Raw genomic sequence first — 26,243 nt, forward strand, 5'->3', positions numbered from 1 at the left:
TCCGTACCGCTTCACCGCGGCGATTCCGCTAAAAAAGCAGGGAGTTTCTCCATGAACGTTTCGACCACACGCCGCCAGGCCCTGGTTCTGGGTGCCTCGGGCGCCTTGCCCATGCTGGCGAGGGCGCAGGCCGGCGCCGACTTTCCCACCCACCCCGTGCGCCTGATCGTGCCGTTCGCGCCGGGCGGCTCGACCGACATCCTCGGCCGGCTGCTGTCCAAGCACCTGTTCCCCGCCAGCGGCCAGCCGATGGTGGTGGAAAACATGGCCGGCGCGGGCGGCAACCTGGGCGCCGCGCTGGTGGCCCGGTCCCCGGCCGACGGCTACACCCTCGAGATCGGCGCCATGTCCACGCATGCCATGAATGGCAGCCTGTACAAGCAGTTGGCGTTTGATCCGATGAACGATTTCGACACCGTGGCCATGCTGGCCTACGCGATCAATGTCATCGCCGTCTCGCCCAGCGTGCCGGCGCGCACCTTCCCCGAACTGCTGGCCTACATCCGCGCCAACCCGGGCAAGCTCAACTACGCCTCGGGCGGCATTGGCACCCACAACCACCTCACGCTCGCGCTGCTGGCCAAGACGGCACAGCTGGACATCGTGCACGTGCCCTACAAGGGCGGCGGCCCGGCCGTCGCCGCACTGCTGCAGGGCGAATGCCAGATGTTCGCAGGCGGCGCCTCGCTGCTGCTGCCGCATGCGCAGGCCGGCAAGGTGCGCCTGATCGCCGTCACCGAAAAGACCCGCTCCGACCTGCTGCCCGACGTGCCCAGCGCGGCCGAGACGCTCAAGGGCTTCGAGGTCACCAACTGGTACGGCGTGTTCGCGCCCAAGGGGCTGGACGTGGCGCGCCGCGCCCTCATCAACCACGAGATCAACCGGGTGACCGGCCTGCCCGAGGTCGCCGAGCGGCTCAAGGGCCTGGGCATGGTGCGGGCGCCCGTGGACCCGGTTCAATTGCGCGAGATCCTGCAGGCTGACTACCGGCTGTGGTCTTCCACCATCAAGTCGCTGGGAATTTCCTCCGAATGAACGCCCCACACCCCCTGCCCATGGCGCTGAACAGCGTCGATTGGAATGCAATGGAATGGAAGCCCGTGCGCCACGGCATCGAACGCAAGGCATTCGGCAGCGAGCACGTCACGCTCGCGCTGCACCGGCTGCTGCCGGGCCACGAGCCACGTCCGCATTCCCATCCCCATGAGCAGGTGGTGTACATCCTGGCGGGCCAGATCGACTTCTACGTGGAGGGCCAGGTGGTGCGCCTGGGCCCGGGAAGCCTGCTGGTGGTACCCCCCAACGCCATGCACCACGGCGTGGTGGTGGGGGACGAGCCGGTGCTCAATCTCGACGTCTTCACCCCCGCGCGCCCGGAATACCTGGCATGACGGCGGCCCGCCCCGGCGCCGCCGATGAGGCCCCGTCCCTGCGCGAGCGGCTGGTGGCGGGCGATTTTCTGTTCGCCACGTTCGTGAAGACCACCTCGCACCAGACGGTGGAGGTGCTCGCCGCCACGGGCCTGGACACCCTGGTGCTCGATGCCGAGCATGCGCCCTTCGGGCCGGAGAGCCTGGACCGCAGCCTGCTCGCGGCGCGCGCGTGCGCCCTGCCGGTGCTGGTGCGCGTGCCCTATCCGCGCGGCGCGGCCATCCAGCAGGCGCTGGACATGGGCGCGGCCGGGGTGATGGTGCCGCACGTGGACTCCGCCGCCATCGCGCTCGAAGTCGTGCGTGCGGCGCGCTACGGCGGCACCCGGGGCTATTCGGCCTCGCCGCGCGCCGGCGGCTACGGCCAGCGGAGCATGGCCGACCACCTGCGGCTGAGCGACGCGCACACCGCAGTGATCGTGCAGATCGAAAGCGGCGAGGCCGTGGCACAGGCGCGGGAGATCGCCGCCGTGCCGGGCGTGGACTGCCTGTTCGTCGGGCCGGCCGACCTGGCCGTGTCCCTGGGGGCCGACGGCCCGGGCGATCCGCGCGTGGCCGAGGCCATCGCCCGGGTGTGCGCCGCCGGGCGCGCCGCGCAATGCGCCGTGGGGTGCTTCGTGTCCGATGCCGCGCAGGTGGCCGGCCTGCGGGCGCTGGGCATCGCTTTCTTCGTCGTGGGCTCCGACCAGGCGCTGCTTCGCGCCGCGGCACGGCAGGCCATGGCGGGCGCGCTGGAATCCATCGCCGCCTGACCCCCTGGTACTACATATTGCGCGGGGTGTATGGCGTGCGCCATACTGCCCAACCCGAGACCGAGAGAGAAACATGAGTACCGAAGTCCGTTCCGTGCAGCGAGCGCTGCTCATCCTTCGCGTGATGAACGAGCGATCCACCTGGAGCCTGCAGGAGTTGCATCAGCGCACCGGCCTGGCCAAATCGACCCTGCACCGCCTGCTGAGCACGCTGGAGTCCGAGAAATACGTGCGCAGCGATCCGCACGCCTATGGGCAATACCAGCTCACGCTCGCCGTGGGCAACCTGAGCAGCGGCATCAACGAAAAGCTGCGCCTGGCCGAAGTGGCGGCGCCGCTGATGATCGCCACCACGCGCCAGATCAAGTGGCCGCTGTCCCTGGGGGTGATCGAAGGGCACCAGATCCGCGTGGTGTTCTGCACCATGCCCTACAGCCCGTACGCGATCCGGCCCTCCAGCCTGGGGCGCCGCTACGAGCTGATCCCGTCCGCGCTGGGCCGCACCTACCTGTCTTTCTGCAGCCGCGCCGAGCGCCGCATCCTGGTGGAGTCGGCCAACCTGAATGGCGACGAAAGCCAGAAGATCACCGACCTGTGGGCGATGCGCAAGATCGTGCAGCAGACGCGGCGCCAGGGCTACGCCATCCGCCACGCGCGCAGCAATGCCGAGAGCACGGCCTTCGCGGTGCCGGTGTTCGGCGGCGGGGTGTTGCGCGGTACGCTGGTGTATTCGACGTTCGCCAGCCAGATGGACGAGCGCATGCTCAAGCGTTTCCTGCCCCTGGTGCAGGCCACGGCGGACCGCATCGGGGAAGAGGCGGCCATCATGCCCGGCCAGCTGGGCGAGGCGCTGAACGGCCCGCACGTCTGACCTGGGCGCTTTGGCAGCGGCGCTACCGCCGCCGCCCCGCTCGTCCCCACGGCCATGTCAGGGCAATTCCGCCGAGCCCATGCGTCCCAGGATCACCCGCGTGCGGCCGGAGAGGTAGGCCGAGCCCGGCGCCTTCTCGAAGCGCTTGGGCTGCGGCAGCATCACCGCCAGCCGGGCGGCCTCGGCCGCGCTGAGCTTCGAGGCGCTCTTTCGAAAGTAGTGCTGCGCGGCGGCCTCGGCCCCGAACACGCCATCGCCCCATTCCACGCTGTTGAGGTAGATCTCCAGGATGCGCTGCTTGCTCAGCAACTGCTCCAGCGCCAGCGTGAGCACGAACTCCTGCCCCTTGCGCAGCAGCGTTCGTTCGCCCGACAGCAGCAGGTTCTTGGCCAGCTGCTGGGTGATGGTGGAGCCGCCGCGGATCTTGGGGTTGCGCACCGGCCGGTCGGGCTGCAGCTCCTGGCGCTTGGCGGCCTGGGCCTCGGCGCGGGCGTTGCGCTCCCAGGCCTTTTCGATCGCGTTCCAGTCCACGCCGTCGTGGTTGACGAAGCCGTCGTCCTCCGAGGCGATCACCGCGCGCTTGAGGGTGTCGGCGATCTGGCCGTAGGGCACCCACTGCTGGCGCCATTGCAGCGTGCCGTGGGCGGCCTGGCCCCAGGCCTCCGAGCGCTGGAAGGCGGTGGATTCGGGGTCGATCGCCACCATGGCCGCGATGCGGCCGACGAAGAACACCTGCAGCGCCACGAAGGCCAGCAGCACCAGCCCGATCCAACGCAGCAAGCCTTTCATGCCGTGGTCTCTCCCCGGGGGCGGGTCAGTGGCCGGCGGCCATGGCGGCGCGCAGCTCGGCCAGCACCTGGGCCGCGGGCGGGCGCACGCCGCGCCACAGGGCGAACGCCTCGGCCGCCTGCTCCACCAGCATGCCCAGCCCGTCGCGCGGCACCGCGCCGTGGCGGGCGGCCCAGTCCAGGAACCCCTGCGCCGCGGGGCCATACATCATGTCGTAGGCCAGGCTGCCGGCCCGCAGTACGTGGGCTGGCACCGGAATGCCGCCGCCGCCCAGGCTGCTGGCGGTGGCGTTGACGATCACATCGAAATCGGCCTCCAGCGCATGATCTTCTAGGGCGCTTAGCTCTGTTTTTTGTAGCAAAGCCAGATCGGCATGCGCCTGCACCAGCGCCTGGGCGCGGGCCGCGGTGCGGTTGACCACCACGATGCGGCGCGGCCGTTCGTGCAGCAACGGTCCCAGCGCCCCGGCCGCCGCGCCGCCCGCGCCCACCAGCAGCACGTCGCTGCCCTCCAGGGGCACGCCGGCGTTGCGCACGATGTCGGCCACCAGGCCCAGGCCGTCGGTGTTGTCGGCGGCGATGCGGCCGTCGTCGCCGAAGGTGAGGGTGTTGGCCGCGCCGGCCAGCCGCACCCGCTCGCTGCCCTGGGCGGCCAGCCGTGCGGCGTCGAGCTTGAAGGGCACGGTCACGTTGCAGCCGCGCCCGCCCGCCGCGGCGAAGTCGGCCAGTGCCTGCGCGAAGCCGTCCAGCGGCACCAGCCGGCGGGCATACGACAGGCGCACGCCGGTGAGTTCGGCGAAGCGCGCATGGATCCAGGGCGAGCGGCTGTGCTCGACCGGGTTGCCCATCACACAGTAGGAATCCACGGGCGAAGTCATCGGGGTGTCGTGCGGAAGAAAAGCGGCAGGGAAAGTACGGCGCAGGACGTACGGCGAAGGGGGGCGCGGCGTCAGCGCACGCTGGTTTCCAGGGTCTGGTCGCGCGTGAACTTGAAGCGCGAGACCACGGCGATCTGGTCGGCCTTGGCCCGCATGGCGGGGCCGAACACGCCGAACGGCCCGGCCGAGCGGGCGATGGCCTGGGCGCGGTTGTCGAGCAGGCGGTTGCCCGAGCCCTGCACGATCTCGGTCTCCAGCACCGTGCCGTCGTGGTTGACGGTCACGATCATCGTCAGCTCGCCGTAGAGCTTCTTGCCGGCCTGTTCGGGAAAGTTGTCGGTGCCCTTGTCCTCGATCTTGCGGCGCAGCCCGTCGTAGTAGATCGCGTAGACCTCCTCGCGCGTGGCGGGGCTGATGTAGCGCTTCTTGGGGCGGGCGTTCTCTTCGTTGATGCGCTTTTCGATCTCGGCCAGCAGCTTGATGAGCTGGCGGCGCTTTTCCTCCTGCGCCAGCGCGTCGGCGCTCTGGCTGGGCTGGCGCGGGTCGGGCACCGGCAGGGTGGCCAGCTGCTTGCGCAGCTGGGCCAGCAGCTGGCTTTGCTGCTCCTGCATGGCGTCGAGCTTGCGCTGGGCCTCCTCGAAATCGTCGCCCACCGCCGTCAGGGCCGAGTAGGGCAGGGGGCTGGTCGCGCGGCCCTTGGCGGCCTCGCCGCCGCCGGCCAGCGACGACTGCGCGATCGCCTGGGCCTTGTCCGGCCGCTCGCTGGACTTGGCGTTGACCAGGATCACTTCCAGCGGCGTGTCCTGGAAGACGCGGTTGAAGCTCTCGGGGTCGATGAACCGCACCGACAGCAGCACCGCATGCACGGCGATGGACACGCCGAGCGCCAGCTGCAGCGTGCTGAATCGTTGGAAGAAGGCGGGCAGTTTCACGGCGCCCGATTATCCGTGCTGGCGCTGGCGCCGGCCTCGGTTTCGTTCACGTCCACCGCGATGGCGATGGGGCCGGCCACGGCCTCTTCGTCGTCCTCGCCCGCCTCGTCGCCCTGCGGCGTGGCCTCGGCGCTGTCGGCGGGGCTGTCAAGGCGCTCCAGCACCGTGCCGTTCACGTCGAGCGTGATCTCGTCGATCTCACCGAGCTTGACGCGCACCCGCGCGCCGCGCGGCAGGTTCTGCGCGCCCAGCACGGGCAGCACCAGCGGCAGCGTGTCGGCCCGCACGAGGAAGCTCCCCCCGGGGCCTTCCTTGAACACGGTGGCCTCGATCTCCGTGATGCTGTTTTGCTGCAGGTACTGCAGCGTCCAGAAGCGCTCCATGCCGGCCTGGTAGCCGTTGTAGGCGCTGTAGGCCGCATCGAAGCTGCTGATGACGGAGAACAGGTCCGCGTCCTTGGGCTTGAACGGCGCGGCCAGCGCGGCGGTCTTGCCGTGGCGCACGCACGCGATGATCTGCCACTGGTTCACCAGGTCCACGTAGCGGCGCAGCGGCGAGGTCGCCCAGGCGTAGCTCTTGACGCCGATGCCCGCGTGCGGCAGCGCCTTGGTGCCCATGCGCACCTTCACGCCGGGCGCCAGGCTGGCCTGGCTGCGGTAGATGCCGGGCACGCCGTGGTCGGCCAGCAGGCCGCCCCAGGTGCTGTTGGCCACGATGGCGGCCTCGGCCACGATCAGGTCCAGCGGGGCGCCGCGCCGGCGCGTGGTGATCGAGACGGTCTCGCGGCCCTGCGGCTCGGCGCCGTCGTTGCCGGTGAGGCGGAAGTTGTAGTCCGGCCGGTTGAAGGTCTCGGGCTTGCCGCGCACCACCTCGCGCTGGGCCTTGAGGCTTTGGGCCAGGCGGTACAGAAACGATAGCTGCCCGCGCAGCTCCAGCAAGCGCTGGGGGGCTTCCGGGGCCTGCACCGTGGGGTCGGTCAGCCAGGCTTCGGTGACGATGTGGTCCAGCTGGTCGTGGCGCAGGTTGGCCGCCACGGGCACGCGTTCCAGCTTGGTTTCGGTGCCGGTGACTTCGAGCGTGGCCTCGTCGATGGTCACGTAGAGCGACACGGCCGGGTTGGCGCGGCCTTCGTCCAGGGTGTAGATCTTCACCACCTCGTCGGGCAGCATGGTGATCTTGTAGCCGGGCATGTACACCGTGGACAGGCGGTTGCGCCCCAGCTGGTCGAGCGGCGTGCCCGGCACGATGGCCAGGCCCGGCGCCGCGATGTGGATGCCCAGCACCACGGTGCCCGTACCCAGGCCCTGCACCGACAGCGCGTCGTCGATCTCGGTCGTCTGGGAGTCGTCGATGGAATACGCCTGCACGGGCGCCAGCGGCAGGTCCTCGGGCGGCTGCGGCGCGGTGATCGCCGCAAAGCCGGTGCCCTTGGGAAAGTTGTCGAACAGGAAGCGCTTCCAGTGGAACTGGTAGGCCGAGTCGATGGCGCCGGCCCGCTGCAGCAGATCGAGCGGCGGCAGGTGGGTGGCGCGGCTGGCCTCCACCACGGCCTTGTACTCGGGCGCGTTCTTGTCGGGGCGGAACAGGATCTTGTAGAGCTGCTCGCGGATCGGCTGCGGGCATTCGCCCCGGCCGAGCTGCTCGGCCCAGTCGGCGATCTGCTGCAGCACGAGCTTCTTTTTCTCGATGGCGGCCAGCGCCTGCTGCAGGATCTCGGCCGGCGCCTTCTTGAAGCGGCCCTTGCCCGCGCGCCGGAAGTAGTGCGGCGCCTCGTACAGCGCGAACAGCGCGCCGGCCTGCTGGACGAGGGTGGCGTTCTCGGAGAAATAGTCCCGCGCCAGGTCGGCGAAGCCGAATTCGTCCTCGGGGGCGAATTCCCAGGCCAGGTCGAGTTCGATCGACGCGGCCACGGCCTGCGCCTGGGCGAGCATCTCGGCCGGGGCGGGTTTTTCGAACCGGATCAGCAGGTGGGCGGCCTTGACCTTCACCCGTTTGCCCGAGTCGAGCTCGATCTGGGCGGAGCTTTCGGCCTCGGAAAGGATGCGTCCGGCGAGAAATTTGCCGGCTTCTTCAAACAATGCATGCATGGGCGGGATTGTCCCATGGGCGCCCGAGGGGCCGAACGGGCGGCCCTGCCTATGATCGGCCCTTTGCCTTGGCCAACCGCCCCATGCCTTTGTTCAACGCTTTCGCCGCCGCGCTGGCCACCGTGGCCGTGGCGCTGCCGTTTCTGTTCGCGCACACCCAGGCGCCGCTGTCCAATTTCTGGCCGCTGATGGTGTCGGGCGCGTGCGCCCTGGTGCTGGCGGGCCTGGCGATCGGCGCGGCCCGGGTGCCGCCGGCCCGGGGCGGGCTGCGCCGCGGGGCCGCCTGGGTGCTGGCGGGCGGGCTGGTGCTGGCCGCGGTGCTGGCCTCGGGGGTCGGGCTGGTGCAGTTTTTCTGGGGCGACGTGGGCGCGGCGCCGTGGATCTACCCCTCCACGCCGGGGCTGGCGCTGGGCAATCTGCGCCAGCGCAACCAGCAGGCCTCGCTGCTGGGCATGGGCGCCTGGGCCCTGGCCTGGATGGTGGGCCGCCTGCAGGCCGCGCTGCCCGACCACCGCCAGCCGTGGCGGCCTGTGGCCGCGGGCGTGCTGGCCGCCTGGGCGCTGATGCTCATCAGCACGGCGGATGCGGCCACCGCCTCGCGCACCGGCATCCTCGAATGGGGCGTGATGCTCGGGCTGCTGGTGCTCTGGCGCCGCTCCCTGGGCGGCCTGCCCCTGGCCTTCGCCGCCACGGGGGGGCTGCTGTACGCGCTGGCGGCCTGGGCGCTGCCCTGGATGCTGGAGCGCTGGGCGGGCGTGTCGATGGACGGGCTGTTCCAGCGGCTCGCGGACGAGGGCCAAGGCTGCGTCAGCCGCACCGTGCTGTGGTCCAACATGCTTCACCTGATCGCGCAAAAGCCCTGGACCGGCTGGGGCTGGGGCGAGATGGCCTATGCCCACTACAGCACGCTGTTCCCGGGCGAGCGCTTTTGCGTGCTGCTGGACAACGCCCACAACCTGCCGCTGCACCTGGCCGTCGAGCTGGGCTTGCCCGTGGCGGGCGGGCTGTGCCTGCTGGCGCTGTGGGGCGTGTGGCGCCTGGCCCCCTGGCGCGAGACCGATCCGGTGCGGCAGCTGGCCTGGGGCGTGCTGGCCATCGTGGGCGTGCACAGCCTGCTGGAGTTTCCGCTGTGGTACGGCCCGTTCCAGCTGGCCACGGGGTTCGCGTTGCTGCTGCTCGTGCGCCCGGCGCGGCCCTGGCGGCCCGGCCCGGCCTGGATCGCCGCCGCCGCGCTGGCCGGTGGCGCGGCGCTGGCTTTTGGGGGGCTGCTGGTGCGCGACTACGAACGGGTGAGCCAGCTCTACCGCGCCGTGCCCGACCGCGACCCGGCCTACCGCGAAGACACCGCCCGCAAGGTGCTGGGCGATATCGCCTTCTTCCGCGGCACGGCCGATTTCGCCACCGTGACGACGACGCCCGTGACCGCGCAGAACGCGGCCGACGTCCACACCCGGGCCACGCGGCTGCTGCATTACTCGCCCGAGCCCCGTGTCATCGAGGCGGTGCTGGCCAGCGCGGCATTGCTCGGGCGCACGGACGAGGTGGATTTCCACACGGTGCGCTACCGCATCGCCTATCCGCAGGAGTACGCGCGCTGGGCGGCCAGCCACCCGGCCGCCGCCCCGCTGCCTTGATGCCCTGACCGCGCCTCAGGCCAGGCCGCAGAAGCGCGCCACCGCGCCGATGTGCGCGGGAAAGTCGCTCAAGGCATGGTCGCCGCCCTCCAGCAGGACCACCTGCGCGGCGGCATAGCGGCCCGCCATCTCGCGCCAGTCCAGCAACTCGTCGCCCTTGGCGATGATGGCCAGTTCCGGGCCGGCCGGGGGGCGGCCCCGCACGTCCAGCGCGCGCAGCTCGGCGATGTATTCGGGGCGGAAGAAAAAGCGCTCGGCCGGGTCGTGCCATGCGGTCTGCTCACCGATGTAGCGTTCCAGGTCGCGCGCCGGGTCCACGGCGGGGTTCAGCAGCACGCTCGGGCAGCGGGCCTGCTGCGCCACCCAGCTCGCGTAGAACCCGCCGAGGGAGGAGCCCACCACCGCCATCGTCCCCTGCGGCCAGTCCGCGATGCCCTGCGCCACGAGGCCCATGGCCGCCCGGGGCGAGGGCGGCAACTGCGGGCACCAGAAATGCACGCCCGGATGGTGGGCGGCCACGTGCGCCGCCATCTGCCGGGCCTTGGCCGACTGGGGCGAGGAGCGAAAGCCGTGCAGGTAGAGCAGGTGGGTGGTGGGCATGGTGGGGCGCGCGGCGGCGTGGAGCGATGCAGGCAATGGTGCGGCAGTGCCGGGGGCCTTCGATTGTGCCGGGACGGCGGCGCCTTCGGCCGGCCGGATAATCGCGCCCCATGTCCGCCGTCTTCGACAAACCCTCCCTGCTGCAGCGCGTCCTGCCCTTGTTCCGTGGCTTCGACTGGCTGCTCATCCTGGTGCTGTTGATGCTGGCATCGACCGGGCTGGTGGCCATGTATTCCTCGGGCTACGACCACGGCACGCGCTTTTACGACCATGGCCGCAACATGCTGCTGGCCGCCGGCATCCTGTTCGTGGTGGCGCAGGTGCCGCCCCAGCGGCTGATGGCGATGGCCGTGCCGCTGTACACGGTGGGGGTGGCGCTGCTGGTGGCGGTGGCGCTGTTCGGCATCACCAAGAAGGGCGCGCAGCGCTGGATCAACCTGGGGCTGGTCATCCAGCCCAGCGAACTGCTCAAGATCGCCATGCCGCTCATGCTGGCCTGGTGGTTCCAGCGGCGCGAGGGCCAGTTGCGGCCGCTGGACTTCGTGGTGGCCGGCGCGCTGCTGGCGGTGCCTGTGGGGCTCATCATGAAGCAGCCCGACCTGGGCACCTCGCTGCTGGTGCTGGCGGCCGGGCTGTCGGTGATCTTCTTCGCCGGCCTGCCCTGGAAGCTGGTGCTGCCGCCCGTGCTGATCGGGGGCATCGGCATCGCCCTCATCGTGTGGTTCGAGCCCCAGCTGTGCGCCGACGGGGTGCGCTGGCCCGTGCTGCACGACTACCAGCAGCAGCGCATCTGCACCCTGCTGGACCCCACGCGCGATCCGCTGGGCAAGGGCTTTCACATCATCCAGGGCATGATCGCCATCGGCTCGGGGGGCTTCTGGGGCAAGGGTTTCATGGCTGGGACGCAGACGCACCTGGAGTTCATTCCCGAGCGCACGACCGACTTCATCTTCGCCGCGTTCTCCGAGGAGTTCGGGCTGGCCGGCAACCTGTTCCTGATCGTGTGCTTTCTGATGCTGGTGTGGCGGGGCCTGGCCATCGCGGTCGGGGCCACCACACTGTTCTCGCGCCTGATGGCAGGGGCGGTGTCGATGATCTTCTTCACCTACGCTTTCGTGAACATGGGCATGGTGAGCGGCATCCTGCCCGTGGTGGGCGTGCCGCTGCCCTTCGTGAGCTACGGCGGCACGGCCATGGTCACGCTGGGGCTGGCGCTGGGCGTGCTGATGTCCATCGCGCGGGCGCAGCGCATTCCGCTGAACGAGCGCACATGAAAAAGCCGGCCAGGCGGCCGGCTTCGGGAGGGGCCGGGCGGCTCAGGCCTGCAGCGGCTCGTGCGCGGTCTCGCGGGCGACCAGCAGGGCCACCAGCGTGAGGCCCAGCGCGGCCGTCACGTAGAGCGACACCGCCACGGTGGAGCCGTACGACTTGAACAGCGAGGCGATGATGAGCGGCGCGAAGCCGCCCCCCAGGATGCCCGCCAGCGTGTAGGCCAGCGAGGCGCCGGCATAGCGCACCCGGTTGGGAAACTGCTCGGTCACGAAGGCGGCCTGCGGGCCGTACATCATGGCGTGGATCAGCAGGCCGCCGACCACCGCCGCGCAGATGGCGAGCGGCTGCGCCCGGTCCATCAGCACGAAGAACACGAAGGCCCAGGCAATGCCCAGCAGCGCGCCGGCGATGTACACCGGGCGCCGGCCGATGCGGTCCGACAGCGCGCCGAACCATGGCACCGCGAGGGCGTTGCACGCCGCGCCGATCATGGTGGCGGTGAGCGCCAGCGGGCGCGACAGGTGCAGCACCGTGGTCACGTAGGTCAGGGTGAACACCACGACCAGCGCGTACAGCACGTCCGAGCCGATGCGCGAGCCGCCGGCCACCAGCAGGCGCCGCCAGTGCTGCGAGAACACCTCCTTGATGGGCGTCTTGGCCGTGGCCTGGTGGGCCTCCATTTCGCGGAACACCGGCGTCTCGTCGACGCCCCGGCGCAGCCACAGGCCGAACAGCACCAGCGCCACGCTGGAGACGAAGGGAATGCGCCAGCCCCAGGCCTGGAAGTCTTCGGGGCTCAGCCAGGCCGAGACCAGGGCGATGAAGCCGGTGCCGATCAGCGTGCCGCACGACGGGCCGACCTGCGTGAACGAGGCGTTGCGCCCGCGCTCGGTGGGCTTGCCGTGCTCCATCGACAGCAGCACCGCGCCGGCCCATTCTCCGCCGAGCGCCACGCCCTGCACGAAGCGCAGCGCCACCAGGGCGATGGGCGCCCAGATGCCCCAGGTGCCGTACGTGGGCAGCAGCCCCATCAGCCCGGTCGAGACGCCCATGATCACCAGCGTGGCCACCAGCACGAAGCGCCGGCCCAGCCGGTCGCCCAGGTGGCCGAACACCATGCCGCCCAGCGGCCGGGAGATGTAGCCCACGGCATAGGTGGAGAACGCGAGGATGGTGCCGGTGAGCGGGTCGAAGGACGGAAAGAAGATGGCGTTGAAGACCAGCGCCGCCATGATGTTGTAGACCGTGAAGTCGTACCACTCGAGCGTGGTGCCGACCGAGCTGGCCATGGCAAGTCGGCCCATCTTGGGGGAGGCGGGGGGAGCGTGGGCGACGCCCTGGGGAACTGCACGCATGGGATGATCTCCGGTGAAAGGCGATGAAGGAAAAATCGGGGGCGCAGGGGCCGGGGAAATGGAGGATCGGATCAGCCCAGGTCGGCCCGCGTGAGCTTCCAGCCCAGCGCGTACTGGGCCGCCGCCACGGCATCGGCTTGCAGCAGCGCACCAGCGCGCGCCAGGGCCTCGCGGTGCGCGTCGGCATGGCCGGTTTCCACCACCATGAGCGGCTGCAGCACGCGGCCCTCGGTGCGCTCCGTGGGCAGGGGCGTGCTCAGCACCGGGTCCGGCACCAGCAGGTACGACTGCACGAAGCCGGGCACCTGCGCGAGCTGGGTGCCGGCCTGCACGGCGCGCGCCACCAGTGCGGCGCGGTCATCGGCCGGCGGCAGGGCCAGCACGCTCAGGTGGCTGCCGGAGCCGAACCCGGTGACGGCCTCCACCGCGCACACGCGGCGCATCGGGTCCCGCATGCGGCCCAGGTTGGTGACCGACCAGGGCGTCTGCCGGCCGAACGCGGCGCGGTACGCATCGTACGTGAAGGCCGCGAGCGACTGCGTGCGGTACAGGCCCAGGTACTTTCGGCCACCCTGCCGTGACACGTAGCGGGCACCGGAGAGAAAACCGTCGATGCGCACGCGCTCTTCGACATGCTCGCGGTCATACCACTGGTTGAAGTCCGCCTCGTCGGCGGCATCGACATCGGCGGCCACGAAGAGCATGCCGTGCACGGTGCCGGGGGCGGCGGAGGGAAGGTTCTGGGAAGCCATGGGCACTTGCGATTCCTTGCAAAAAGACCAGGGAATCATCGGCCGCGCATCGGCGTGCCACAAACGGGTTTTTTTGCCCTGCGGCCATCAGAATTACTTGTCGGGTCGGATGCTTTTTCTGCACCAAATCAGGGTTCACCCTCTGTGCCCTGCGTCCGGAATGGTGCGGACAGCGAGGCAGCGAAGCGCTCGGATTCGCTGCACGCCAGCTCGGCCGCGCGGCGGATGGCGGCCGAGCCGCTGGCGTCCAGATGGCTCACCACGATGCGCTGTGGCGGCAGGGGCGTGTCGCACGCGATCACGCGCAGGTCGCCGCGCTCGATCTCCTCGCGCACGGGTGGCAGCGGGATCAGCGCGTTGCCGAACCCCGACTGCACCAGCCGCACGATCGCCGCCATCGAACTCACGCAATGCACCTTGCCCACGGGCATGCTGGCCTGCCGGTACAGCTGCTTGAGCGCCTGGTGGGGCTGCGATCCCGGGCTCATGGTCAGCACCGGCTGCAGCAGCAGGTGGGCGATGCGGCCTTCTTCGGGCTGGGGCGCGGAGGCGCCGGCGCCCACCCAGCCCATGGCCATCGGCGGGCAGGCCATGTTGACGATCTCGGCGCTGGCCATGGGGTCGGTCTGCAGCGCGATGTCGATCGCCCCGATCTGCAGGCGCTCGTGCAGGGCGAGGGTGGTTTCCGAGGTCAGTTGCACTTCGATGCCCGGGTGCAGGCGCTGCAGCGTGCCCAGGAAGTCCACCAGCCAGGTGTGCACCACGCTCTCGATCGCGCCGATGCGCACCAGGCCCAGAAGCTCCTGCTGCGGGTGCCCGAGCGCGATCATCTCGCGCTGCAGTTCCAGCATGCGCTCGCCATAGTCCAGCAGCCGCAGGCCCACGGGCGTGAGCCGCAGGTCGCGCGGGTCGCGCTCGAACACGCGGGCGCCGATCTCTTCCTCCAGCGAGGCGATGCGGTTGGAGATGGCCGCCTGCGTCACGTGCAGCCGCTCGGCCGCGGCGCGGAAGCTCCCGAGCCGCGCGATCCAGAGAAAGGCTTCGACGAAGCGGGTGTTCATCGCGCAGGGCCCTGGCCGCAAGCGTTTCAGCCCGCGCGCAGGCAGGCTTCGATGGCGCGGCCCACCTGCAGCACGCGCGCATCGGCGCCGTGCACGCCGCCCACGGACAGGCCCACGGGCAGTTCGCCCGGCGCCTGGCAAGGAAGGGAGAGCGCGCAGCCATCCAGGAAATTGAGCACCGTCGTGTTGCGCAGCACCAGCCCGTTCGTGGCGAAGAACCGGGCATCGTCGCCGGTGAGGTCCGCCAGGCGCGGCGCGCGCACGGCCACGGTGGGCATCAGCCAGGCGTCGAGGTCGCGCAGGCGCTCCCGGGCTGTGGCTTGCAGGCGCACCCGCGCGTCCTGCAGGTCGATGTAGTCGGCCGCGGAAATCGCGGCGCCGCGGCGGGTGCGCTGGGCGACGCGGTGGTCGTACTGCGCCTCTTGAGCCGGGTCTTCCAGCCGCGCGCGGTGCACCTGCCAGGCCTCGGCGGCGATCAGCCCGCCCGCGGCGTTGAGCGAGGGCAGCTGGTGCAGTTCGGTGAAGTTGAAGCGCACGATGCGTGCGCCGGCGGCGGACAGGCGCTGGAGCGCGCCGTCGAAGGCGGCCGCCACCTCGGGCTCGACGCCGTCCATGACGAAGTCGTCCGTCACCCCCAGGCGCAGACCGGCCAGCGGCGCGGCGCGGGTGTCCAGCGCCTCGCCGCTCAGGATGGCATCGACGACGGCGCAGCAGTCCACGCTGCGGGCCAGCGGGCCGGCCGAGTCCAGGCTGCGCGACAGCGGATAGGCCCCGGCCAGCGGCACCCGGCGGGCGGTGGGCTTGAAGCCCGCGAGCCCGCAGAACGCGGACGGAATGCGGATCGAGCCGCCCGTGTCGGTGCCCAGCGCCACGGTGGCCAGGTCGAGCGCCACGGTGGCGGCGCCGCCGGAGGTGGAGCCCCCGGTGATGCGGCTCGGGTCGTGCGGGTTGGCCGGCGTGCCGTAGTGGGGGTTGAGCCCCAGGCCCGAGAAGGCGAACTCGCTCAGGTTGGTGCGACCGAGCAGCACTGCACCCGCGGCGCGCAGTCGGGCCACCGCGACGGCGTCGGACGGGGCGGGCGCCCCGGCCATCACGGCCGATCCGGCACGGGTCACCTGGCCCTGCACGTCGAACAGGTCTTTGATGGAAACGGGCAGGCCCGCCAGCGGCGAGGGCACGTGCCCGCCCGCGCGGGCGGCGTCGCTGGCGCGGGCCGCCTGCAGCGCGGCTTCGGCATCGACCTCGCCCACATAGGCGTGCCCGCCCGCCGCGCGGTGCGTGGCGATGCGCGCGAGCGCCGCCTCGACCAGCGCCACGCTGGTGGTGTCGCCCCGGGCCAGGGCCTCGGCCTGTTCGCGGACGGTGGGGTGGCGGGTGGTGGCGAGGGCATTCATCGGGCGATCTCCAGGGCTTGGGTGGCGTAGTGGTGGTGCAGGCTGCGGTTCAGAACGGGGTCGTGCAATTCCAGCTCGAAGGCCTCGCCCCAGCCGAGTTCGCCGATCACCGCATGGGTACCGCAGAACATGGCCGTGTGGGCCGACAGGCCGCCTGCCGCATTCCATTTTTGCATCAGCTCGGCGGGGGGCAGCAGGCGGGCCAGGGCGCCTTCCTGGTACAGCGCGCGCACGCCGTCGCGGGTGCGCCAGCAGCGGGTGACCAGCTGGTCCCAGTGGCCCTGCACCTCCGACAGTTTCCAGAGGGTGCGGCCCACGGGCTTGGCGCACATCTGCTTGGACACCGTGACGTCGTAGGCCTCGACGGTGCGGTCCGTGTGGTCCGAGCCGATGCCCACGAGCACGCCGTGCGCCTCGCTGGCCAGCAGCACGCATTCCACCTCGCCGCTGGAGTCATGGCCCGGAACCTGCACCGCGCTGCCCGTGTCGAGCAGCTGGCTGGCCACGCGGTAGAAGGTGGGCACCGTGGAGGGCGGCTTGACGCCGATCGCGGCCAGTTCGGCGATGTGGTGGTCCACCGCCGCGCGGTCGCGGCCGGCCCAGCCGGCGATGACGAGGTGGCGGATGTCCAGGGTGACCGGCCCGTGGCCGGCGAGATCGAAGGTGTGCTGGGGCATGGTGGGAGGCGAAAAGGGCGGGGGATCAAAGTGCGCGGGTGATCGCGCGGCGGAAATCGTCGATGTGGCGCTGCATCGCGGCGGCGGCGGCATCGGGGTCGTGGCGCTCGAGCGCGGCCAGGATGTCCTGGTGCTCGTCGTGGATGCGCACGCTGTGCCCGGCCTCCGAGAGCGTCAGGAACCAAAAGCGCGCCTGCTGTTCGTGCAGCCGGCGCAGCAGGTCGGCCAGGACGGTGTTGCGGGCGGCGGCCGAGATCGCGCTGTGAAAGCGCAGGTCCAGCGCCATCAGCGCAGGCACGTCATGTGCGGCCAGGAGTGCCGGAGCCTCGCCCAGCAGGTGGCGCATGGCGGCCAGTTCAGCGGGCCGGACCCGCTCGGCCGCCAGGCGCACGCACAGGGTCTCGTTGCAGGCGCGCACCTCGATCATGTCCAGCACCTCGTCCAGCGACAGCGGCGCCACCACGATGCCCTTGCGCGGCAGGATGGTCACGAGTCCTTCCATCTCCAGCCGGTGCAGCGCCTGGTGGATGGGCGTGCGGCCCAGGCCGAGCAGCGTGCCCAGCGCGCCTTCGTTGATCTGCGCGCCGGGTGCCAGCTCGCAGGCAATGATGCGGCGCTTGATGTCGGCGTAGGCCTGCTCGCGCAACTGGGCGCCGCCGCCGGGTGCGGCAGGAAGGGAGGGCTGGGGCAGAACGGGCATCGGGGCGGGTGGGCGAGGTCGGTGAAACGCAATGATATATCAGTGAAATATCACAGAGTCTGCCTGGCCATGGCCGATTCGCGCCGGCATGGCCGCGCCGCCGGGTGGGATGCTCGCAAAGCGCCATGCCGGCGGGCACCAAGGCTTCTAGAATCCGCCCATGATCTCCCGCGAACCCACCATCGAACGCCTGTCCGTCGCCCGCCGCCTGCTCCTGGAGCCTTTCGGCCTCGACGAAACCCATCTGGCGCGCGCGCTCGCCGACATCCGGGCCCATCAGGTGGACGATGCCGACCTGTATTTCCAATACACGCGCAGCGAGGGCTGGAGCCTGGAAGAAGGCATCGTCAAGACCGGTTCGTTCAGCATCGACCAGGGCGTCGGGGTCCGGGCCGTGAGCGGCGAGAAGACGGCTTTCGCCTATTCCGACGACATCTCCGAGGCCTCCCTGCTCGATGCCGCCCGCACCGTCCGGGCGATTTCGGCGGCCTCGCAGGAAAAGCGGGCGAAGATCTCGCTCAAGAAGATCTCCGCCAGCCGCTCGCTCTATCCCGGCACCGATCCCATCGCTTCGCTGGACAGCACGGCCAAGGTGGCGCTGCTGGAAAAGGTGGAGCAGCAGGCCCGCGCCAAGGACCCGCGCGTGGCCCAGGTGATGGCGGGCCTGGCCAGCGAATACGACGTGGTCCTGGTGGCGCGCTCCGACGGCACGCTGGCCGCCGACGTGCGCCCGCTGGTGCGCCTGTCGGTCACCGTGATCGCCGAGCAGGCCGGCCGCCGCGAGGTGGGTTCGGCCGGCGGGGGTGGGCGCTTCGGTCTGGCCTATTTCGACGATGCGCAGATCACCCGGTACGTCGATGAGGCCGTGAACGCCGCCCTCGTCAATCTGGAGTCGCGCCCTGCGCCCGCGGGCGAGATGACCGTGGTGCTCGGCCCCGGGTGGCCTGGCGTGCTGCTGCACGAGGCCGTGGGCCACGGGCTGGAGGGTGATTTCAACCGCAAGGGCTCGAGCGCCTTCAGCGGCCGCATCGGCCAGCGCGTGGCGGCCAAGGGCGTGACGGTGCTGGACGACGGCACCCTGGCCGACCGCCGCGGCTCGCTCAACGTGGATGACGAAGGCCACGCCAGCCAGCGCAACGTGCTCATCGAGGATGGCATCCTCAAGGGCTACATCCAGGATTCGATGAACGCGCGCCTGTCGGGCGTGGCACCCACCGGCAACGGGCGGCGCGAGAGCTACGCGCACATTCCCATGCCGCGCATGACCAACACCTACATGCTGGGCGGCGACAAGGACCCGGCGGAGATCGTCGCGAGCATGAAGCGCGGCCTCTACGCCACCAACTTCGGCGGCGGCCAGGTGGACATCACCAGCGGCAAGTTCGTGTTCTCGGCCAGCGAGGCGTATTGGGTCGAGAATGGCAAGATCCTGTACCCGGTCAAAGGCGCGACCATCGTCGGCAGCGGTCCGGAATCCCTCAAGAAGGTGACCCTCATCGGCAACGACATGGCGCTCGACAGCGGCGTGGGCACCTGCGGCAAGGAAGGCCAGAGCGTGCCGGTCGGCGTGGGGCAGCCCACGCTGCGCATCGATGGCCTGACGGTCGGCGGCACCGCATAAGGCCCCGGGCGGCGACGGACCTTCCAGGCGTGCACCCACCATGCCTGACCCGTCGTCCAGCCAGTTGCTGAACACCGCACAGTCGTTCGGCGATGTGAGCCGGCTGCTGCGCGAAGGCGTGGCCGACGAGGAGTCCCGCCAGTTCCGCGATGCGCTGACGTCGCTGTCCGCGCTCATCGAAGATGCCGCGCACCTGCGCCGCGCTTGCGCCGATCCCTCCGCCATCTTCTGGAGCCTGGAGCACCTGAAGCGCGCCGCGCGCGAGCACCAGTTCTTTCTCACCGGGCTGGGCTCCGCCTGGCATGCGCTCTACGAGCTGGGGGCCTACCAGCAGGCACTGAAAGACCTGCGCGATGCCATCGAGATCTGGCACCAGGCACTGACCCGCCAAAGCCGCAGCGAGCCGGCCTGCTTCGATGCGTTCGAGCGCCTGGCCTGGCGCACCCTGGGCGAGGCAATGCTGGTCATCGACATGTACGAGCAGGGCGGGGCGATGCTCAGCGAGCCTTCTCCAGAGCCCGCCGCGGCCCGGCGGCGCCCGATGCTGGCGCGCCTGCGCCGCTGGTGGGCTGGGCGCGGGCGATGAAAGCGCGGCACCCCGCTTGTGGCAGCGCTGCAACGCGCCGGGGATGTTGCGGCGCAAAAATCGGTGTTACATTGCCACCGATGCAAGTGCGTAGCGCGTTTTATTTTTGGTTTTACTTCTCTGTCCCAGGCGGATGAGAGGTCAGCGCGCAACCACCCGAGCACCCCTCCTCTAGAAACCGCCGAAGCTGAAAAGCCCGGCGGTTTTTTGTTTTTCCGCTCCCCCTTTTTTTCCGATTCAACCCACGAGGACGCAACCATGACGGCCACTGCCAACCCCACCAGCGATGCCTGGTACCGCGACGTCGAGAAGACCAGCCAGACCGACGACGAACGTATCAAGGACATCACCGTGTTGCCCCCTCCAGAACATCTGATCCGCTTCTTCCCCATCCGGGGAACGGCGGTGGAATCCCTGATCACGCGCACGCGGCGCGGCATCCAGGACATCATGGCGGGCCGGGACGACCGGCTGCTGGTGGTGATCGGCCCCTGCTCCATCCACGACCCGGCCGCCGCGCTGGAATACGCGCGGCGCCTGAAGGCGGTGCGCGAGCAGTACGCCGACACGCTGGAGATCGTGATGCGTGTGTACTTCGAGAAGCCCCGCACCACGGTGGGCTGGAAGGGGCTGATCAACGATCCGTACCTGGACGAGAGCTACCGCATCGACGAAGGCCTGCGCATCGCGCGCCAGCTGCTCATCGACATCAACCGCATGGGCGTGCCGGCCGGCAGCGAGTTCCTGGACGTGATCTCGCCCCAGTACATCGGCGACCTCATCAGCTGGGGCGCCATCGGCGCGCGCACCACCGAAAGCCAGGTGCACCGCGAACTGGCCTCGGGCCTGTCGGCGCCCATCGGCTTCAAGAACGGCACGGACGGCAACATCCGCATCGCCACCGACGCGATCCAGTCCGCCAGCCGCGGCCACCACTTCCTGTCGGTGCACAAGAACGGGCAGGTGGCCATCGTCAACACGCAGGGCAATCCCGACTGCCACGTGATCCTGCGCGGCGGCAAAGCGCCCAACTACGACGCGGCCAGCGTCGCAGCGGCCTGCCAGGACCTGGAGGCCGCCAAGCTGCCCGCCACGCTGATGGTGGATTGCAGCCATGCCAACAGCAGCAAGCAGCACGAAAAGCAGCGCGACGTGGCGCGCGAGATCGGCGCGCAGATCGCGGGCGGCTCGCGCTGCGTGTTCGGCGTGATGATCGAGAGCCACCTGACCGCCGGTGCCCAGAAATTCACGCCGGGCAAGGACCAGCCGGGCGCCCTGGAGTACGGCAAGAGCATCACCGACGCCTGCCTGGGCTGGGACGATTCGCTGTCGGCGCTGGCCGACCTGTCGGCAGCCGTGGCCGCCCGCCGCGCCCGCTGAAAAACCAGGGGCCGGGGCAGCGGCGTGCGATGTAAGCTCGATGGCCCCGCCGCGGGCATCGGCTTGCGTGGCCGCCCTTGGCCCCACCTCAACCAGGAAAACAATCCATGCGCAGAGAAGTCTCGATCACCCTGGCGCCGGGCCAGGAATTCCGTTTCGACCTGGAAGGCTCGCAGCCTTTGAGCAATGAAGACGCCCGCCGCTGGCTGGACGAGGCGTTCATCAGCCTGGAGTGCGAGCCCCTGCGGGCCAGCGGCAAGGTGCTGCTGGCCGACAAGGTGCTCACGGTGGCACAGGCTGCCGGGGCCCCGCTGCTGGCCGACGCGCAATGGGGCCGGCAGTTCGCAGAAGCCGCCAGCGCCGCACTGGCCCGACCGATCGTGCGGGTGGATGTCCCGGCCATGGCCGTGACGTATTGAAGAGGAAACGGTGAGCGGCAGGGCTGCTCAGGGCCGCCCTCGCTGCGCCATCAGCTGAATTGGCCTCCAGCGCATATTCTTCTAGGGCATATAGCTATTATTTCGATAGCGAATCGATGAGCTTGCCATGGATGCCGCCGAAGCTGCCATTGCTCATGCACACGATGTGATCGCCCGGCCGGGCCGCCTGGGTGATCTGTCCGATCAGCGTGCCGATGTCCGCCGCCGTCCGGGCCTTGTCGCCCAGCGGCGCGAGCACCTGGGCCGCGTCCCAGTCCAGGCCGGCGGTGTGGCAGAACGCCAGGTCGGCCGGCTCCAGCGCCCAGGGCAGCTGCGATTTCATGGTGCCCAGCTTCATGGTGTTGCTGCGCGGCTCGAACGCCGCGAGGATGCGCGCCGCCGGGCCCACGCTGCGGCGCAGCCCGTCCAGCGTGGTGCGCAGGGCGGTCGGGTGGTGGGCGAAGTCGTCGTACACCGCAATGCCGCGCACGGTGCCGCGCAGTTCCATGCGCCGCTTCACGTTCTGGAACCGCGCCAGCGCACGGCCGGCCTCTGCCGGCGCCACGCCCACGTGGTGGGCGGCGGCGATGGCGGCCAGCGCATTCAACTGGTTGTGCACCCCGGTCAGCGCCCATTCCACGCGGGCCACGGTCCGGCCCTGGTGGAGCACATCGAAGGCGTGCGGCTCGCCTTGCGCCGTGAAGTCGCTCACCAGCGCGCCGAAGCTTGCCACCTCGCTCCAGCAGCCGGCATGCAGCACGCGGGCCAGGCTTTCCTCCAGCCCGTTGACCACCACGCGGCCCGATGGCGGCACGGTGCGCACCAGGTGGTGGAACTGCCGCTCGATGGCCGGCAGGTCGTCGAAGATGTCCGCGTGGTCGAATTCCAGGTTGTTCAGCACCGCGGTGCGGGGGCGGTAGTGCACGAACTTGCTGCGCTTGTCGAAGAACGCGGTGTCGTATTCGTCCGCCTCGATCACGAACACGGGCGCATCGCCCGCCACGCCCGGGCCGGCCACCGGACGGCGCGCGGCGCCCAGCCGGGCCGACACGCCGAAATCCAGCGGCACGCCGCCCACCAGGAAGCCGGGCTGCAGGCCCGCGCATTCCAGAACCCAGGCCAGCATCGACGTAGTGGTCGTCTTGCCGTGGGTGCCCGCCACGGCCAGCACGTGCCGGCCCTGCAGCACGTGCTCGGCAAGCCACTGGGGCCCGCTGGTGTAGGCGGCGCCGGCGTCGAGGATGGCCTCCATCAGGGGGAATTTCGGCGTGCCGTCGGGCAGGCGCGCCCGGCTGACCACGTTGCCGATCACGAACACATCGGGCGCCAGCGCCATCTGGTCCGCGCCATAGCCTTCGATCAGTTCGATCCCCAAGGCGCGCAGCTGGTCGCTCATCGGGGGGTACACGCCGGCGTCGCAGCCGGTGACCTTGTGGCCCGCTTCGCGCGCCAGTGCCGCCAGGCCCCCCATGAACGTGCCGCAGATGCCCAGAATGTGAATATGCATGGGCGCAGATTCTAAGGTTCCAGGTCTGCAGGGCTGCCCGCGCACATCCCTCTTGCCTCGATTGCTACATTTTCAATAGCAAGGTCCACAATGGGGCGCACCATGCCCCTGCCGGATGCGGGCGTTTTCCCGGGCCGCCTTCTTGCATTGAGGCCACAATGGACCTTTCCCCCCACCCGATCGCCGCCATGCCAAACGCCCTCGCCACCGAGATCGCCAACGCCGCGGCCCGCATGGTCGTCGAAGAAGGCCTGGAATGGGGCCCGGCCAAACGCCGGGCCGTTCGCCAACTGGGCCTGCCCAGCCGCACACCGCTGCCCGACAACGATCTGGTCGAGGATGCCGTGCGTGAGTACATCGGCCTGTTCTGTGCCGACACCCAGCCCCAGGAATTGCTCGCGCTGCGGCAGCTGGCGCTGATCTGGATGGAGCGCATGCAGGCGTTTCGTCCGCACCTGGGCGGAGCGGTGTGGCATGGCACGGCGACCCGGCTGTCCGACATTTATCTGCAGTTGTTCTGCGACGACTGCAAATCCGCCGAGATCGCGCTGATCGACCACCATGTGGACTACGAGCCGCGCACCGTCACCGGCTTCCATGGCGAGTCGGTCGAGGCGTTGAGCCTCTCCAGCCATTCGCCGGTGCTGGGCGAGATGATCGGCGTGCACCTTTTGATCTATGACCTGGATGACCTGCGCGGCGCATTGCGCCCCGATGCGCGGGGCCGGGCACCGCGCGGAGACATTCGCGCCGTGCGCAAGCTGTTGGAAAGCCCTCCCGAATGAATGTGTCACCGCCCTCCGATACGGGCACCCCTATGTCCCCACCCGCCCCCCGCCCGGCCCCCGCGGCCGGGTCCGATGCTGCGCCCCAGGCTTCGCGTCGCAGGCTGATGGCGTATGCCGGCGTGGCCGCCGCCGCCGGGCTGGGCGGCGCAGGGCTGGCGTGGTGGCGGTTCCAGCCGCACGCGGTGCTGTCCGGCGCCGAAGCCGCCCTGTGGGCGCAGCAGTTCGAGGCGCCCTCGGGCGGCGCGCCCGTGGCGATGGCTCGTTTTCGCGGCAAGCCGCTCTTGGTGAACTTCTGGGCCACGTGGTGCCCGCCCTGCGTGGACGAGCTGCCGCTTTTGAATGCCTTCTACCGGGAACACGCTGCCAAAGGCTGGCAAGTCGTGGGCCTGGCGATCGACCAGCCCTCGTCCGTACGGCAGTTCCTGGGGCGCCTGCCTCTGGATTTCCCGGTGGGACTGGCGGGGCTTTCGGGCACCGAACTGGGCCGTTCGCTGGGCAATCTCACCGGAGGCCTGCCTTTCAGCGTGGTAATGGGCGCAGATGGCAGCATCCTGCACCGTAAAATGGGCCAGGTCACCGCAGAAGACCTCACCCAATGGGCTTCCCTGGGATAGCGGTCTGCAATCCACCGCGAAGATCAATGAATTTGCGCCCAAATGCCGGCCATAGGTCGAATTTAGGGTAAATTCGCGCCCTATTTTGTTTTTGGCGTTGGAGTTCCCATGGATTTGCGAAAACTCAAGACCTTGATCGACCTCGTGTCCGAGTCGAATGTGTCAGAACTCGAGATCACCGAGGCAGAAGGCAAGGTCCGCATCGTCAAGAGCGGCGGTGCGGTGGTCCAGCAATATGTGGCCGCACCCGCCCAGCAGGCCCCGGCCCCCGCGGCGGCGGCTGCAGCCCCCGTGGCCGAGTTGCCTGCACCGGCCGCCCCGACCGGCCACATCGTGAAATCGCCCATGGTGGGCACGTTCTACCGCGCTTCCAGCCCGGGCGCCAAGTCGTTCGTCGAGGTGGGCAGCCAGGTCAAGGAAGGCGAGACGATCTGCATCATCGAAGCCATGAAGATCCTCAACGAGATCGAGGCCGACAAGTCCGGCACCGTCACCCGCATCCTGGGGGAGAACGGCCAAGCGGTGGAATACGGTCAGCCCCTGTTCGTGATCGAATAAATTGCGCATGTCTTCCTCGGTCCTTGTCGGGCGCGCCGGCCTCGTTGCCGGGCGCCAGGGAACGTCCATGTTTCAGAAAATCCTCGTCGCCGGTGCCGGCCGTCTTGCCCCGGGCAAGGCCACGCCAACCGCACTCGCATGCGCCCGCGCATGGGTGATGAGCCGCGAAGAAACCTATGTTTAAGAAAATCCTCGTTGCCAATCGCGGCGAAATCGCATTGCGCATCCAGCGCGCCTGCCGTGAACTCGGCGTCAAGGCCGTCATGGTGTATTCCGAGGCGGATCGCGATGCCAAGTACGTGAAGCTGGCCGAAGAGGCGGTGTGCATCGGCCCCGCGCCCTCGCCGCTGTCCTACCTCAACATGCCCGCCATCATTTCGGCCGCCGAGGTGACCGATGCGGAGGCCATCCACCCCGGCTACGGCTTCCTGTCCGAGAACGCCGACTTCGCCGAGCGGGTGGAAAAGAGCGGCTTCCAGTTCATCGGCCCCACGCCCGAGTCGATCCGCACCATGGGCGACAAGGTCTCGGCCAAGCAGGCCATGATCCGCGCGGGCGTGCCCTGCGTGCCCGGCTCCGAAGGCGAGCTGCCGGAAGACCCGGTGCAGATCCGCCGCATCGCCAAGGCGGTGGGCTATCCCGTCATCATCAAGGCCGCGGGCGGCGGCGGCGGGCGCGGCATGCGCGTGGTGCACACCGAGGCGGCGCTCGTCAACGCGGTGCAGATGACCAAGGCCGAGGCCGGCGCGGCGTTCGGCAATCCGGCCGTGTACATGGAGAAGTTCCTCCAGAACCCGCGCCACATCGAGATCCAGATCCTCGCGGACAAGCACCGCAATGCGGTCTATCTGGGCGAGCGCGACTGCTCCATGCAGCGCCGCCACCAGAAGGTGATCGAAGAGGCGCCGGCGCCCGGCATCCCGCGCAAGCTGATCGAGAAGATCGGCGAGCGTTGCGTGGCCGCCTGCAAGAAGATCGGCTACCGCGGTGCGGGCACGTTCGAGTTCCTGTATGAAAACGGCGAGTTCTACTTCATCGAGATGAACACCCGCGTGCAGGTGGAGCACCCGGTGACCGAATGGATCACGGGCGTGGACATCGTGAAGACGCAGATCATGGTCGCCGCCGGCGAGAAGCTGCCCTTCACCCAGCGCCAGATCGAGATCCGCGGCCACGCCATCGAATGCCGCGTGAACGCCGAGGACCCGTACAAGTTCATCCCCTCGCCAGGCCGCATCACCATGTGGCATGCGCCGGGCGGCCCGGGCGTGCGCGTGGATTCGCACGCCTACACCAACTATTACGTGCCGCCGAATTACGACTCGATGATCGGCAAGATCATCGTGCACGGCGACACGCGCGAGCAAGCGCTGGCCCGCATGCGCACGGCGCTGTCCGAAACCGTGATCGAGGGCATCAACACCAACGTGCCGCTGCACCGCGAGCTGATGGTGGACGCCAAGTTCGTGGCGGGCGGCACCAACATCCATTACCTGGAAGAGTGGCTGTCGCAGCACAAGCGCTGAGATCGCTGCGCGTGGTGGTTTTGCATGCTGGCACCTGGCAACGGGTGCCAGCATTTTCGTT

At 69.7% G+C, this 26,243-nt stretch carries 27 protein-coding genes; 15 read left to right on the forward strand and 12 right to left on the reverse strand.

The window, feature by feature from the left end; translation table 11 throughout:
- Positions 1–51: 51 nt before the first annotated feature.
- From R1Z03_RS00545 to R1Z03_RS00560, 4 genes are all read left to right on the forward strand, one after another.
- Positions 52–1,035 (forward strand): tripartite tricarboxylate transporter substrate binding protein, encoded by a 984-nt coding sequence (locus R1Z03_RS00545; protein ID WP_272567231.1) that lies wholly within the window; start codon positions 52–54, stop codon positions 1,033–1,035.
- Positions 1,032–1,391: a cupin domain-containing protein gene (locus R1Z03_RS00550; RefSeq protein ID WP_284429467.1), complete on the forward strand. Its 360-nt coding sequence runs from the start codon at positions 1,032–1,034 to the stop codon at positions 1,389–1,391. The genes R1Z03_RS00545 and R1Z03_RS00550 overlap by 4 nt, the downstream gene beginning before the upstream one ends.
- Complete coding sequence (locus R1Z03_RS00555) at positions 1,388–2,182, forward strand: HpcH/HpaI aldolase/citrate lyase family protein (RefSeq protein ID WP_284405282.1); 795 nt, start codon at positions 1,388–1,390, stop codon at positions 2,180–2,182. The genes R1Z03_RS00550 and R1Z03_RS00555 overlap by 4 nt, the downstream gene beginning before the upstream one ends.
- A 73-nt stretch (positions 2,183–2,255) precedes the next feature.
- Positions 2,256–3,053 (forward strand): IclR family transcriptional regulator C-terminal domain-containing protein, encoded by a 798-nt coding sequence (locus tag R1Z03_RS00560; protein WP_272567234.1) that lies wholly within the window; start codon positions 2,256–2,258, stop codon positions 3,051–3,053.
- Between the two features lie 57 nt (positions 3,054–3,110).
- On the opposite strand, the gene mtgA is transcribed toward R1Z03_RS00560, so the two are convergent.
- The 4 genes from mtgA to R1Z03_RS00580 all read right to left on the reverse strand — a co-directional run bounded on the left by mtgA (position 3,111) and on the right by R1Z03_RS00580 (position 7,738).
- On the reverse strand, positions 3,111–3,842 hold the full coding sequence (gene mtgA, locus R1Z03_RS00565; RefSeq protein WP_284429465.1) for a monofunctional biosynthetic peptidoglycan transglycosylase: 732 nt from the start codon (positions 3,840–3,842) through the stop codon (positions 3,111–3,113).
- Between the two features lie 25 nt (positions 3,843–3,867).
- The gene (gene aroE / locus R1Z03_RS00570; RefSeq protein WP_317356108.1) at positions 3,868–4,719 is read right to left on the reverse strand and encodes a shikimate dehydrogenase; all 852 of its coding nucleotides are present in this window, start codon (positions 4,717–4,719) and stop codon (positions 3,868–3,870) included.
- 71 nt (positions 4,720–4,790) lie between these two features.
- The gene (locus tag R1Z03_RS00575) at positions 4,791–5,651 is read right to left on the reverse strand and encodes a TonB family protein (RefSeq protein ID WP_317356109.1); all 861 of its coding nucleotides are present in this window, start codon (positions 5,649–5,651) and stop codon (positions 4,791–4,793) included.
- Complete coding sequence (locus R1Z03_RS00580) at positions 5,648–7,738, reverse strand: RNB domain-containing ribonuclease (protein WP_317356110.1); 2,091 nt, start codon at positions 7,736–7,738, stop codon at positions 5,648–5,650. The genes R1Z03_RS00575 and R1Z03_RS00580 overlap by 4 nt, the downstream gene beginning before the upstream one ends.
- 83 nt (positions 7,739–7,821) lie before the next feature.
- Here R1Z03_RS00580 and R1Z03_RS00585 point away from each other — a divergent pair, with 83 nt between their 5' ends.
- Positions 7,822–9,372 (forward strand): Wzy polymerase domain-containing protein, encoded by a 1,551-nt coding sequence (locus R1Z03_RS00585; protein ID WP_317356111.1) that lies wholly within the window; start codon positions 7,822–7,824, stop codon positions 9,370–9,372.
- 15 nt (positions 9,373–9,387) lie between these two features.
- On the opposite strand, the gene R1Z03_RS00590 is transcribed toward R1Z03_RS00585, so the two are convergent.
- Positions 9,388–9,972: a YqiA/YcfP family alpha/beta fold hydrolase gene (locus R1Z03_RS00590; RefSeq protein ID WP_317356112.1), complete on the reverse strand. Its 585-nt coding sequence runs from the start codon at positions 9,970–9,972 to the stop codon at positions 9,388–9,390.
- Between the two features lie 110 nt (positions 9,973–10,082).
- Here R1Z03_RS00590 and rodA point away from each other — a divergent pair, with 110 nt between their 5' ends.
- Complete coding sequence (gene rodA, locus R1Z03_RS00595) at positions 10,083–11,246, forward strand: rod shape-determining protein RodA (protein ID WP_272567244.1); 1,164 nt, start codon at positions 10,083–10,085, stop codon at positions 11,244–11,246.
- 42 nt (positions 11,247–11,288) lie between these two features.
- On the opposite strand, the gene R1Z03_RS00600 is transcribed toward rodA, so the two are convergent.
- The 6 genes from R1Z03_RS00600 to R1Z03_RS00625 all read right to left on the reverse strand — a co-directional run bounded on the left by R1Z03_RS00600 (position 11,289) and on the right by R1Z03_RS00625 (position 17,183).
- Positions 11,289–12,599: an MFS transporter gene (locus R1Z03_RS00600; RefSeq protein ID WP_284405288.1), complete on the reverse strand. Its 1,311-nt coding sequence runs from the start codon at positions 12,597–12,599 to the stop codon at positions 11,289–11,291.
- Positions 12,600–12,670: 71 nt separating this feature from the next.
- The gene (locus R1Z03_RS00605; RefSeq protein ID WP_317356113.1) at positions 12,671–13,351 is read right to left on the reverse strand and encodes a DUF4286 family protein; all 681 of its coding nucleotides are present in this window, start codon (positions 13,349–13,351) and stop codon (positions 12,671–12,673) included.
- 128 nt (positions 13,352–13,479) lie between these two features.
- On the reverse strand, positions 13,480–14,412 hold the full coding sequence (locus R1Z03_RS00610) for a LysR family transcriptional regulator (RefSeq protein ID WP_317356114.1): 933 nt from the start codon (positions 14,410–14,412) through the stop codon (positions 13,480–13,482).
- 26 nt (positions 14,413–14,438) lie between these two features.
- Positions 14,439–15,806 (reverse strand): amidase, encoded by a 1,368-nt coding sequence (locus R1Z03_RS00615; protein WP_317356115.1) that lies wholly within the window; start codon positions 15,804–15,806, stop codon positions 14,439–14,441.
- Positions 15,803–16,483, reverse strand: a complete 681-nt coding sequence (locus tag R1Z03_RS00620; protein WP_284429459.1) for a DUF2848 domain-containing protein — start codon at positions 16,481–16,483, stop codon at positions 15,803–15,805. Before R1Z03_RS00620 ends, R1Z03_RS00615 begins: the two co-directional genes overlap by 4 nt.
- 25 nt (positions 16,484–16,508) lie before the next feature.
- Entirely contained in the window at positions 16,509–17,183 is a 675-nt protein-coding gene (locus R1Z03_RS00625) for a GntR family transcriptional regulator (protein ID WP_284429458.1), read from the reverse strand.
- A gap of 160 nt (positions 17,184–17,343) precedes the next feature.
- On the opposite strand from R1Z03_RS00625, the gene tldD reads away from it, so the two are divergent.
- The 4 genes from tldD to R1Z03_RS00645 all read left to right on the forward strand — a co-directional run bounded on the left by tldD (position 17,344) and on the right by R1Z03_RS00645 (position 21,189).
- Entirely contained in the window at positions 17,344–18,804 is a 1,461-nt protein-coding gene (gene tldD / locus R1Z03_RS00630; protein ID WP_284405293.1) for a metalloprotease TldD, read from the forward strand.
- 40 nt (positions 18,805–18,844) lie between these two features.
- Complete coding sequence (locus R1Z03_RS00635; protein WP_284429457.1) at positions 18,845–19,390, forward strand: hypothetical protein; 546 nt, start codon at positions 18,845–18,847, stop codon at positions 19,388–19,390.
- A gap of 258 nt (positions 19,391–19,648) precedes the next feature.
- On the forward strand, positions 19,649–20,770 hold the full coding sequence (locus R1Z03_RS00640) for a 3-deoxy-7-phosphoheptulonate synthase (protein ID WP_272567259.1): 1,122 nt from the start codon (positions 19,649–19,651) through the stop codon (positions 20,768–20,770).
- Between the two features lie 107 nt (positions 20,771–20,877).
- Complete coding sequence (locus R1Z03_RS00645) at positions 20,878–21,189, forward strand: hypothetical protein (RefSeq protein WP_284393083.1); 312 nt, start codon at positions 20,878–20,880, stop codon at positions 21,187–21,189.
- Between the two features lie 97 nt (positions 21,190–21,286).
- On the opposite strand, the gene mpl is transcribed toward R1Z03_RS00645, so the two are convergent.
- Positions 21,287–22,696: a UDP-N-acetylmuramate:L-alanyl-gamma-D-glutamyl-meso-diaminopimelate ligase gene (gene mpl, locus R1Z03_RS00650; protein ID WP_317356116.1), complete on the reverse strand. Its 1,410-nt coding sequence runs from the start codon at positions 22,694–22,696 to the stop codon at positions 21,287–21,289.
- Positions 22,697–22,884: 188 nt separating this feature from the next.
- On the opposite strand from mpl, the gene R1Z03_RS00655 reads away from it, so the two are divergent.
- From R1Z03_RS00655 to accC, 5 genes are all read left to right on the forward strand, one after another.
- On the forward strand, positions 22,885–23,481 hold the full coding sequence (locus tag R1Z03_RS00655) for a hypothetical protein (protein WP_284429454.1): 597 nt from the start codon (positions 22,885–22,887) through the stop codon (positions 23,479–23,481).
- Between the two features lie 32 nt (positions 23,482–23,513).
- Complete coding sequence (locus R1Z03_RS00660) at positions 23,514–24,098, forward strand: TlpA disulfide reductase family protein (protein ID WP_317356117.1); 585 nt, start codon at positions 23,514–23,516, stop codon at positions 24,096–24,098.
- 108 nt (positions 24,099–24,206) lie between these two features.
- Positions 24,207–24,656 carry an acetyl-CoA carboxylase biotin carboxyl carrier protein gene (gene accB / locus R1Z03_RS00665; RefSeq protein WP_272567273.1) on the forward strand — a complete coding sequence of 150 codons (450 nt, stop codon included), beginning with the start codon at positions 24,207–24,209 and terminating at the stop codon, positions 24,654–24,656.
- A 7-nt stretch (positions 24,657–24,663) separates the two neighbouring features.
- Positions 24,664–24,840 (forward strand): hypothetical protein, encoded by a 177-nt coding sequence (locus R1Z03_RS00670; RefSeq protein ID WP_272567275.1) that lies wholly within the window; start codon positions 24,664–24,666, stop codon positions 24,838–24,840.
- Positions 24,833–26,182 carry an acetyl-CoA carboxylase biotin carboxylase subunit gene (gene accC, locus R1Z03_RS00675; RefSeq protein ID WP_284393093.1) on the forward strand — a complete coding sequence of 450 codons (1,350 nt, stop codon included), beginning with the start codon at positions 24,833–24,835 and terminating at the stop codon, positions 26,180–26,182. Before R1Z03_RS00670 ends, accC begins: the two co-directional genes overlap by 8 nt.
- The last annotated feature ends 61 nt before the right edge of the window (positions 26,183–26,243 follow it).

The sequence above is a fragment of the Acidovorax sp. BLS4 genome (assembly GCF_032929295.1).
Lineage (GTDB): Bacteria > Pseudomonadota > Gammaproteobacteria > Burkholderiales > Burkholderiaceae_C > Paracidovorax.